Raw genomic sequence first — 4,271 nt, 5'->3', positions numbered from 1 at the left:
AACCGTGTTGAAGCGGTAAAGGTCGTAGGTGCTCATCAAGTTGATGATCGAGTTCGCGTAGTTCGGGTCGGTGGCATATCCCGCTTTGTGCACTTCGCGGATGAACTGGTCCGGGTTGTTCGTGAAGTTGAACGCGTTGGCGTAGCGCGAGTTCTCTCGCAGGAACAGCCCGTGGTCGCGGAACGAGTCCTCCATGGACGCGTACGTCCGGAACGACGCGATCACCACATGGTCCGGGCAGCACTCGTGCGTCGGCAGGTCCTGGCAGCCGTTGGCGATCGGGCCGGGGCCGTTGAAGCACTTGATGCCGAAGTGGTTGTTCCCCGGCGCCGCCTGGCCCCAGTTCGATTCCTGGATGGCCTGCGCCACCGTCACCGAGGCGGGGACGCCGTAGTCGGCCTGCCCGCGCTGCGCCGCCGGGCCCGCGGCGTTGATGAAGTCTTCGGCACTGGCAGCCGACATGGGCGAGGGGGTGACGGCCCCTTCACGCGCCGCGTCGGCGATCACGTCGGGAGGCGGCGCCGCGAGCGCGACACCGCCTGCGAACTGGCTTGCGATCACGAGTGCGGTGGTGGTCATCAACCGCCGGAAGGTCCTGGTCATGAGGACGATCGTGGCGAGCCGACATCCGAAAAACCTTTGGACGGCTTTTGAGGTACCGGCCGGGGCTCTCCCACCTCCCGGCTGTGGTGCCGTTCGAACAGCTCGCGTGCTTCGGTCCACGCCCGGTCGGAGCCCACGCCATCACCTTCCAGGGCCAAGACCACGGACAGGTCGCGGAGAGTTCGAGCCCGCCACAACGGCAGGCCCAGCGCATCCCACCACTCCAGCGCGCGCTTCAGCATCGGCTTTGCCGCCTCGGGATCGCCCGCGGCCAGCTCCAGCTCACCGAGCGTTCGCAGGATCAGGGCTTGGCCGAAGCCGTCCTGCATGTCGTGGCAGATCTCGAGGCTTTCCGACAGCCTCCGTCGCTCGGTGGCACCCAAGCCCTGCCTGATCCGGATCTTCGCGAGTGACTGCGTCGCGTACGCGGTCATCAGCCGGTCCCCGACGGACGCGAAGATCTCCAGTGCACGCTCGCCGGGGGCGGTGGCCTGGTCGAGCCTGCCCGCGGCCCGGTGGACCAGGCTCGTCGAGCGGAGCACCAGCGCGACCCCGTGCTCCTGGCCCGCCTCGGCGTAGCAGTTCATCGCCTTCTCGCAGGTGTCGAGCGCGGCGTCGAGATCGCCGAGTTCGGTGTGGGTGAGGCCGGCCGCGTGGTAGGCGCGGGCCAGGGCGTCCGGGTTGTTCATCAGCTCGAGGACCGGGATCGCGTCGGCCAGGAGTGCCGCCGCGGCCTGGAGTTCGCCCTGTTCCCGGTACACCCGGCTGAGCTCGAGCCGGGTGGTGGTCTGGCGCTGCAGGTCACCGTCGCTGATCCACGCGTTCAGCGCCTGCCGGTAGTAGTCGGCGGCCTCGTCCAGCCGGTCCTGTTCGTAGCGCAGCCAGCCGAGGCCGCAGAGCAGCTGCCCCTCGGCCCCGCGGTCGCCGGTTCGCTGGGCGGCGGCGAGCGCCGCCTGATGGGTTCGCCACCAGAGGGTGAACTGGTTGTTCAGCGCGAACGACGACGAACTCAGCGCCGCCGCGAGTCCGGCCGCGAGCCTGGACAGGTCCAGTTCGCAGGCCAGTTCGACTACCGCGACCAGTCCGTTCTGCTCCCAGTCGAACCACCGGTCCGGTTCGGCGAGCAGCTCGTCGAGCAGGGGCTGGTCCAGCCGGCAGCCGGCCGGCAGTGGCGGCGCCGGCAGCCGCACGGCGTTGGGGAGCAGCGTCGAGGCGCGCTGCACCACCGTGAGGTAGACCTCGCCGACCCGGGCGACCGCGGCCTTCAGGTCCGCGAGCGGCTCGTCAGCCAGGGCGCGCTCCCGGCCGAACGCCCGCGTCAGATCGTGGAGCACGTACCGGTCACCGGAAACGACGTCGACGAGCCTGCTGTCCACCAGCCGTTCGAGGACGTCATCGGCTTCGGGCACCGGGCAGTCCAGCAAGGGCGCCAGCAGCCAGGGAGCGAACGACGGCACCGCCAGGAAGCCCAGGCGACGCAGCGCTGTCCGTTCCGCTTCCGCGAGGCTCTGGTAGCTCAGCGCAAGACTGCCTCGCACCTCGAGGTCGCCGATCGCCAGCTCGGCGAGCACACTGCGTTCGATGCGGAGCCGCGCCGCCAGCTTGGCCAGCGACCAGTGTCTTCGCGCCGCCAGGCGCGCGCCCGCGATCCGCACGGCAAGCGGGAGCCTGCCGCACAGCCGGACGATCTCCGCGGCCGCCGCCGGTTCCCCGCCGACACGTCCGTCCCCGACGACGACGTCCAGCAACCGGAGCGCTTCCGCATCCGGCAGCACCTGCAGGTCACGCCTGCGGGCGCCCTCCAGTGCGCTGAGCTTGTTCCGGCTGGTGACCAGCACCGCGCACCCCGGGGCACCCGGGAGCAACAACCGGACCTGTTGTTCGTGCGCGGCGTCGTCGAGCACCACCAGTACCTTCCGCCCGGCCAGCTCCGACCGGAACCGCGTGGCGCGGTCTTCGACGGCCGGTGGGATCGACGTGTCGGGCACGCCGAGCGCGCGCAGGAACCCGCCCAGCACCTCGGCCGGGTCAGCGATCACCGGCCGAGTACCCGAGAGCACCGCGTAGAGCTGGCCGTCCGGAAAATCGCCGCGGAGCCGGTGCGCGACGTGACTGGCCAGGGTGCTCTTGCCGGCGCCCGGCTGCCCGGAGACCGCGCAGACCCGCACCGCGGCGCCCGGCCGGTCGGTCAGCATGGCGATCAGCGCGCGGACGTCGTCGGCGCGTCCGGTGAAGTCGGCGACGTCGGCCGGGAGCTGCGCGGGCGCGGGCAACGGCTCGCTCGGCCGGGCCTCCGCGTGCAGGGCGTTCTCGTGGGCGTCCGTCAGCTCCGGACCGGGATCGATGCCCAGTTCGTCGGCCAGTTCGCACCGCACCCGGCGGAAGTGCTCGAGGGCTTCACCGCGGCGGCCGGACTGGGTCAGCGCAGTCACGCGGTGGGCGTGCAACCGCTCCCTGAACGGGTGCTCCGTATTCAGAGCAGTGATCTCGCCGACGAGCCGGTTGCCCCAGCCGAGCGCGAGCTCGGCGCCGATCCGATCTTCGATCGCCATCAGGCGCTGCTCGGTCAGCCGCGCCCGCTCCGATTCCGCCCACCTGCCCTGAACGCCCGTGAGCGGCGCGCCGCGCCACAGCTGGAGACAGGCTCTGAGCTTTTTCGCGGCGGTCGCGTGATCACCGGCCTCGGCGGCGCGGCGCGCTTCAGCCGCGTGCCGTACGAAGCACGTGACGTCGATGGCGTCGGGCGGCAGGTCCAGCAGGTAGCCGCCCGCCGAGCGGACGAGCACGTCGCCGAGTTCTCGCCGCAGCGTCGACACGTAGGTGTAGACCGCGCCACGGGCGTCGACCGCCACGACGTCGTCCCACAGCGTGTCGACCAGCCGGTCGAGCGAAACGACCTGCCCGGCGTTCGCGGCGAGCACGGCCAGCAGTCCGCGCGGCTTGGGACCACCCAGGCTCAACTGGCGCCCCTCCGACTCGACCTGGACAGGACCGAGCAGCAGCACCCGCATTCGAACCCCCCATGCTCCTGATCAGCATTCCCGGACATTCGGGACATCTCAAGACACGTTCACAGGTTTTTCGGAGACCGGAACACCAGTCTGGGTTCGACCGGCGGAGGGGATCCGCCACCGAACGATGGGGTGAAGATGAGGACCAAGCCGAGACAGGTGGCCACGACACTGGCCGGGGCGGCGCTGGCCATGCTGGTGAGTGTGCCGTTCGGCGGCGCCGAAGCGGCCGCGGCCACCGGCCAGGACATCACCGGGATCGCGCAGGGGCAGCTCGGCAAGGGCTGCTCGACCGGTGGCTGGCATTGCGACCCGGACGCGTGGTGTTCCGACTTCGTCAAGTGGGTCTGGGACACTGCCGGGATCGATACCACGGGCGTCGGCCCGGCTGCGGCGAGCGTCGCGGCGTACGGCCAGCAGCGCGGGACGACGACCGGGGAGCCGCACGTCGGGGACGCCGTCGTCTACAACTACGACGGGGTCAGCTGGGCCGAGCACGTCAACCTGGTGGTCGGCGTGCGCGCCGACGGCATGGTGCAGACGGTCGGCGGCAACGAGGGCGCCTCTCCCGGCAGCGTCCTGTTCCACGACTGGCACCGGGCCACCGACTGGGGCAGCGTGCGGTATGTCCGCCCAGTCGGCGTCGAGGACACGGTG

3 protein-coding genes are annotated in these 4,271 nt (G+C 70.8%); 1 reads left to right on the top strand and 2 read right to left on the bottom strand.

The window, feature by feature from the left end:
- Together ACZ7PG_RS51130 and ACZ7PG_RS51125 are read right to left on the bottom strand one after the other, a co-directional pair.
- Window positions 1-603: glucosaminidase domain-containing protein (locus tag ACZ7PG_RS51130; RefSeq protein ID WP_470246522.1), on the bottom strand; the 603-nt coding region annotated here is incomplete at its 3' end.
- Complete coding sequence (locus ACZ7PG_RS51125) at window positions 600-3,614, bottom strand: AfsR/SARP family transcriptional regulator (RefSeq protein ID WP_470246521.1); 3,015 nt, start codon at window positions 3,612-3,614, stop codon at window positions 600-602. The genes ACZ7PG_RS51125 and ACZ7PG_RS51130, both read right to left, overlap by 4 nt.
- A gap of 138 nt (window positions 3,615-3,752) precedes the next feature.
- Between ACZ7PG_RS51125 and ACZ7PG_RS51120 the strand changes: the two genes are divergently transcribed.
- Window positions 3,753-4,271 (top strand): CHAP domain-containing protein (locus tag ACZ7PG_RS51120; RefSeq protein ID WP_470246520.1); only part of this gene is annotated, 519 nt, incomplete at its 3' end.

It is taken from the genome of Amycolatopsis sp. NPDC114504 (genome assembly GCF_055633595.1).
The sequence above is the reverse complement of the archived record's forward strand: the minus strand, read 5'-3'. Positions and strand labels throughout refer to the sequence as shown.